The 6,484-nt window shown below is 38.6% G+C and carries 7 protein-coding genes; 1 reads left to right on the forward strand and 6 read right to left on the reverse strand.

Annotated features, from left to right (window positions below; genetic code table 11):
- Positions 1 to 4: 4 nt before the first annotated feature.
- Positions 5 to 622, reverse strand: coding sequence for a phosphate signaling complex PhoU family protein (locus tag ACXJIN_RS07615; protein ID WP_456400943.1), 618 nt, complete (start codon positions 620 to 622; stop codon positions 5 to 7).
- A gap of 112 nt (positions 623 to 734) precedes the next feature.
- Here ACXJIN_RS07615 and ACXJIN_RS07620 point away from each other — a divergent pair, with 112 nt between their 5' ends.
- Positions 735 to 1,130: a type II secretion system protein gene (locus ACXJIN_RS07620; RefSeq protein ID WP_456400945.1), complete on the forward strand. Its 396-nt coding sequence runs from the start codon at positions 735 to 737 to the stop codon at positions 1,128 to 1,130.
- A 40-nt stretch (positions 1,131 to 1,170) separates the two neighbouring features.
- Here ACXJIN_RS07620 and ackA read toward each other — a convergent pair whose 3' ends face one another.
- The 5 genes from ackA to ACXJIN_RS07645 all read right to left on the reverse strand — a co-directional run bounded on the left by ackA (position 1,171) and on the right by ACXJIN_RS07645 (position 6,160).
- Entirely contained in the window at positions 1,171 to 2,376 is a 1,206-nt protein-coding gene (gene ackA, locus ACXJIN_RS07625) for an acetate kinase (protein WP_456400947.1), read from the reverse strand.
- A gap of 33 nt (positions 2,377 to 2,409) precedes the next feature.
- Complete coding sequence (fba, locus tag ACXJIN_RS07630; RefSeq protein ID WP_456400949.1) at positions 2,410 to 3,354, reverse strand: class II fructose-1,6-bisphosphate aldolase; 945 nt, start codon at positions 3,352 to 3,354, stop codon at positions 2,410 to 2,412.
- Between the two features lie 143 nt (positions 3,355 to 3,497).
- Positions 3,498 to 4,061 carry a LemA family protein gene (locus ACXJIN_RS07635; protein WP_456400951.1) on the reverse strand — a complete coding sequence of 188 codons (564 nt, stop codon included), beginning with the start codon at positions 4,059 to 4,061 and terminating at the stop codon, positions 3,498 to 3,500.
- A gap of 58 nt (positions 4,062 to 4,119) precedes the next feature.
- Positions 4,120 to 5,712, reverse strand: coding sequence for an MDR family MFS transporter (locus ACXJIN_RS07640; RefSeq protein WP_456400953.1), 1,593 nt, complete (start codon positions 5,710 to 5,712; stop codon positions 4,120 to 4,122).
- 1 nt (position 5,713) lies between these two features.
- Positions 5,714 to 6,160, reverse strand: coding sequence for a MarR family winged helix-turn-helix transcriptional regulator (locus ACXJIN_RS07645; RefSeq protein WP_456400955.1), 447 nt, complete (start codon positions 6,158 to 6,160; stop codon positions 5,714 to 5,716).
- Between the last annotated feature and the right edge of the window lie 324 nt (positions 6,161 to 6,484).

The raw sequence follows: 6,484 nt of genomic DNA on the forward strand, positions 1-6,484 counted from the left end.
ATGCTTACAGGGGTTTTTTAGGAATGACTTTCAAACACAAATCCGCAACATCCTCAATATGTCTGGATATTAGAAGAAGACTTAAGGCCCTGTTGACGTTTCTAGGTGATTCCATCATGTAAAGTTTTAGCTCATCCTCTATAGAAAGATTCAGCTCATCCACGTATTCTTCCATATTCAAAAGATCTTCTATGGCTGAATCGTTACTCTCATCTTTATAAACATTCAAGCTTATTCTCATCATCTTTTCCGCAGTTGAAGCCATTTTAGGTAGATCTATAAGAGGCTTCAAGGCAGGTTCTTTAAGAAGTTTCAAAGTTTCTTCTGCTATACTCGTAGCCTTGTCTCCTATCATCTCTAACGCGTTTTCCAAGACGAATCCATTTATACTTTCAACCAATTGTTTTCCCACGGGAGCATACTCACCTATCATAAAAATTGTCTTTTCGTTTAAATCATCCCTCATCTTATCCGCTAACTTATCATCTTCCATAACTTCCTTTGCCATATCAGCATTTCTATCAATTAAAGCGTACACGGCTCTATCAAACATGTCTTCCACGAAGCGCCCAAATTTCATAACTGTTTCTTTGTACGATTCTATCATTTCTTTTGGGATCACTCTACCACCCACCCTCGCAAAATGCAAGTTATTATACCATTCTTGAAAAAAAGCGAAAAAGCAGTAAAAATGTTCTATAATTTAAGGTTAACGTAGAAAAGAGGTGATCACATTGAAGGGATTTACCTTAATAGAACTTCTTATAGTAATGGCCGTTATTGCTGCCCTTATTTCGGCAATGGTTCCAATAGGAACAAAAGCAATAAGAGAAGCCCGAGCTACTGCGATTGCTTTGGACCTTTCAGAATTGTCTAAAGCTGTAATGGATGACTTTTACGTCGAACAAAACTTTAATATAACTATGCAAGATTTAAAAGGATATTTTCAACCCGATAAAGATTTAAGTAAATTCAAAATAAAAACATCTCTTACAAATGATATCGATCAAATTTACATCTGGTATACGGGAAATGATGTAACAGCCTCACAAGTCGAAAAAGTTTTTCCAGACGTGGAAGCTTCTGGAGAATATCCAATGATTCATCTTAGTTTAGAAAAATACTGGTAAAACGGCTGCCGAAGCAGCCGTTTTAGAATATGAAATAACCTTATTTTAAATTCTCTACGATCTTTTTCGTATCTCTGGCAATGACAAGTTCCTCATTTGTGGGAACTATCAGAACCTTTACCTTTGAATCCGGTGTCGATATGATTCTTTCCTCTCCCCGCACGTTATTCTTTTCATCGTCTATTTTAATACCAAGAAATTCCAGATAAGAACAAACGTCTTTTCTCGTATAAGGAGAATTTTCTCCAACCCCACCGGTAAACACTATTGCATCAACGCCATTCATAGCGGCCGCGTAAGCACCCACGTATTTCGCAATACGATAATCGTAAATATCCAATGCCAACTTTGCCAATTCATTGCTTCCATCCAAGGCAGCATCTTCTATGTCTCTCATATCACTGCTAAAGCCATTTGTAAGTCCATAAACTCCACTTTGTTTGTTAAGAATGTCATTCACTTCTTTAGAAGTTAAGCCCTCTTTTTCTTGAAGGAAGGTAACAATCGCTGGATCCATGTCACCGCATCTTGTACCCATAACAAGACCTTCCAGCGGAGTGAATCCCATGGAAGTGTCAACACTTTTTCCGTATTTCACCGCAGCAATAGACGCACCATTTCCAATATGACAGGTTATAGTTTTAAGCTTTTCCACGGGCGTTTCTAAAATTTCTGCCGCTCTCCTTGAAACGTAAAAATGAGACGTTCCATGAAAACCATACCTTCTTACTTTGTACTTTTTATAATACTTTATTGGGATGGCATAAAGATAAGCCTTTTCTGGAAGAGTTTGGTGAAATGCCGTATCAAAAACGCCCACCTGCGGAACGTTTGGAAGTAACTCTTTTGCGGCCATTATTCCCATTATATTCGGTGGATTGTGAAGAGGAGCCAATTCAACGTTATCTTCTAACGCTTTCATAACTTTTTCATCTATTAAAACTGAACCTGAAAATGTTTCTCCACCGTGCACGACACGATGCCCCACCGCGTTTATCTCATCCATTGATTTTATAACGCCTTTTTCCGCATCAACTAAAGTTTTCAACACGATTTCCAATGCCACTTTGTGATCTTTTACAGGTGTTTCTTCCGTGTACTTCTTCGTTCCTACCTTGTGAATAAGTCGAGAACCGTCTAACTTTATTCTTTCAACTATCCCACTACACAAAACAGACTCGTCATCCATGTTGAAGAGCTGGTACTTAAGAGAAGAGCTTCCTGCGTTTATAACGAGTACTTTCAATGCCTCCACCTCCACTTTTATCCATCTGTTTTTTTATGCTTTTTCCACAGATCCCAAAACTTCCATTCTTTCCATAACAACTTCTTTAATAGCCTGCATTGCAGGTTTAAAAAGCTTTCTTGGATCTATTTGGGCTTTATCATCGTGTAAAACCTTTCTCAATTCCGCGATAAATGCCACTCTTAGATCTGTGTCCGTGTTTACTTTGTTTATTCCATACTTCACGGCTTCTTTCAAAACATCGTAAGGCACTCCCTTGGCTCCTTGTATATCTGCGCCGTATTCATTTGCAAGCTCAACGTATCTTGGAAGCACTGTTGAGGCGCCATGAAGAACTAGAGGCAATTTTGTCAACTCTTTGACCTTTTTCAACCTTTCAAAATCCAATTTTGCCTCTCCTTTGAATTTAAAAGCACCGTGACTGGTTCCTATAGCTGGCGCCAAAAAGTCAATACCGGTGTGTTCCACAAAGTCTTTTGCTTCATCAGGATCTATTAAAGTCGCATCCCTTTCCGAAACGGAAACGTTATCCTCGATGCCAACCAATCTTCCAAGTTCTGCCTCCACAGATATTCCAGCAGCGTGAGCGATTTTCACAACTTCAGATGTGAGCTCCATATTTTCTTTGTACGGCTTTGCGGATGCGTCTATCATGACCGACGAGTATCCCGCCTGAATCGCGGCAACAACGTGTTCTATATCATGGCCATGATCTAAATGAAGGGCTACAGGAACTGGTGCACTTTCCGCAAAACTTTTCACCATATCAGCTAGAATTCTTGCGCCCTTCCTAAAATCACCGTCTCCAGCGTAAGACATGGCTCCTTCACTCGTTTCAATTATCACCGGAGATTTTTTTTCCACTGCCGCGTCTATTATCGCTTGCAAAAATTCTAAATTGTTGATGTTAAAGGCTCCAACACCGTAATAACCTTCGTTCGCCTTCTTTAGTATTTCTTTTGTGTTTTTAACGTACATATCAAATCCTCCCTTCTTTCATCTGAGAGTATATCACACCACACTTTTTACCTTGCTTTACGAAAATATCTCTCAAAGGATATAGATCGAAATCATCAAAGTTCCGAAAAGAAAAATTAAAAACATCCTCATTTGAGGATGTTTTAAAAATTCAAATCAACGTTGGGAGTTTCTTTAGTTTCTATCGGCGCTTCAAAAAGCTCTTCCTCTTTGAAATGAAAAGCATTTGCAATTAGGTTAGAGGGAAAAACCATGAGCTTCGTGTTGTAACGGGTGACGATGTCGTTATAAAATTGGCGCGCATATGCGATTTTGTTCTCAGTATCACTCAACTGTTGCATCAAATTGGATACATTTTGATCGGCCCTTAACTGGGGATACCTTTCGAAAACGGCGATAAGCCTTCCCAATTCTCCACTCAATTGATTTTCAGCATTCATTTTGTCTTTAACGTTTTCTGAAGACAAAGCTTTGGTTCTCGCATCTATCACTTTTTGAAGTGTTTCTTGTTCGTACTTCATGTACCCTTTTACGGAGTTTACCAAATTTGGAATTAAATCGTGTCTTCTATTCAATTGAACGTCTATTTGAGCCCATGCATTTTGTACCCTTTTTTTAAGGGTTACCAACGTGTTATACGCAACGATAAACCAAATCACAAATATTAGCGCCACTACTCCTATTGCTATTCCAACTATCCATCCCATACTTTTTCCTCCTCTCTGAGGGAGTTGTCATGGGACTTGATTTCATTATACCATTGTTCTACTTTTCTTGAGAATCCAAACCTTCTTCAACAATTTCTCCAAAATCCTTCCTTTTTTCTTCAATCGGTATCCTTTTGATTATTATGGCACACAAAATAGCCAAAGAAGAAGCCACCATGGAAATGAAAAAAGCGTTTGTTATGGCAGTTGCCAGCCACTTTGACATATCGGCAAATACACCGGTTAACATCGCTCGAACACTTACAGGACTTTTCTGAAGTATGATATTTTTATTCATCAAGAATTGTGGTGATTTCATCATGTGAAGAAACTGTTTTGGAAGGACAAAATTCAATATTTTTGGTAAATGATTCAAATTGGACGCAAATGTATTATTTACAACCGTACCAAGCACCGCAGTTCCAACCGTTCCACCAACACTCCTGAAAAATTGCACAGAAGAAAGTGCAACCCCTATATATCTCTTTTCCACAGCACTTTGCATGACAACCATTAACATTCCCATTGGAAGTCCTACACCTAAACCAACCACAACCATGGCAGCTGAGATGGTCATGTTGGATGAATTCACACTGAATCTGGACATCATGTACAAACCAATGGTCATCGTTATCGTACCCAATATAAAGGAAAGTTTGTATTTGCCCGTTTTTGAAATGTAAAATCCTCCTCCAATACTAGTTAAAACCGCGCCAAGCATCATTGGCATCAAGATAAGACCGGAATTCGTAGCGCTTCTTCCCTGAACAGCTTGAACAAAAAGCGGGAGGTAAACAGCCGACGCGAAAAGAGAAAAACCAACTATGAAGTTTAAGGTATTTCCAACTGTGAAAACTTGATTTTTGAACAATGAAAGTTCCAAAATAGGTTCCTTCGCCTTTTTTTCAGTAAAGTAAAATAGCACGAATATCGCAACTGAAACCAAAAACAGGCCCCAAACTTTTGGTTCATTCCACGTGTGATCCTGCGAAGCAAAAGAAAAGCCAAGTAATAAGCTTAGAAGCATGCCACCAAGTAAAGTCGCGCCAAGATAATCTACTTTCTCTCCCATCGCGTTCCTTCCAAGTTCTTTAGGAATTAAAAAGTACGCCATTATAACGGCTGGAATACCTATGGGCATGTTCACGTAAAAAACCCAATGCCAGCTCAATTGATCTGTCAAATAGCCTCCTATCAATGGCCCTATAACGCTTGAAACTCCAAAAACGGCTCCCAATAATCCCTGAAATTTTCCTCTTTCTCTGGCCGTAAAAACATCTCCTATTATCGCCGGCCCTATTGCCATTGTCATTGCAGATCCAAAACCTTGCACGGCTCTTGAACCTATTAACCAATAAATGCTATGAGAAAGTCCTGCGCTCCACGACGCTCCCATAAATATCAGAATTCCAGTCATGTAAAAGTACTTTCTTCCAAACATGTCTGAAAGTTTTCCGAATATGGGAACAAAAATCGTAGAAGTTAGCATGTAAACGGTAAAAACCCAGGAGTAAAGAGACATGCCCCCCAGATCATTTATTATTCTCGGCATTGCCGTTCCAACAACCGTCTGATCTAAAGAAGACATGAAAATGGAGGTTAAAACCGTTATGAGCGCACCAAAAGCCACTTTTTTACTCACGTTTGGCATCTTAATTGCTCTCCTTTAATTTTTCTGCCACTTCTTCTATAATTTCAAAGGATCTGAAAAGAGATTTTCTTTCTTCATCGTTCAAAATTTTGAGTTTTTCATCGACGTGACGTTTGACAATTTCCGTTATTTCATTTACTTTCTTTTCCCCTTTTGGCGTTAGATTAACCCTAACCACCCTTCTATCTTCTTTTGAACGCGCTCTTTCAATGTATCCTTCCTTCACGAGTAAATCAACCGATTCACTCAATGTGCTTTTTTTCATTCCAGCATGAGCTTCCAATTCAGACATTTTCACACTTTCATCAGATGCCTTGTACTTTAAAATTACCAAAACAAAGAGAGCTGTTTTGGGAAAGCCAAAAATCCCGTAATCAAAATCCTTGAAAAGGTACTTGAAAAACTTCGAATGAGCGCTAAACATCACCGTTAAATCGTCTTTTTTCATAGTTTTCCTCCAACTTTTTTGATCATTATCCATTGCTAATCAGTTAGTTCCCAGCTTGGTTAGAAAGAAGGGTAAAAATAAATAGTTCTATTTTGAACAATTTATTTTAGAATAATTCTTTTAAGAATCAATTAATCATTGGTTTCAAAATGAAGTGATTTTCAACTGACGGGGCCCCAAGTTAACAAATGAAAGTAAATATCATTTGAAGGCCCTATGAGAAACTCTGAGATTGTTCAGATTCTCAAAGAAAATATCTTTGCCCATGGTGTAAATCATCTTATTTCTGAACCTCGTGTAAAAAGAGTATCTTGAGTCTTTGAC

It is taken from the genome of Mesoaciditoga sp., from assembly GCF_054006115.1.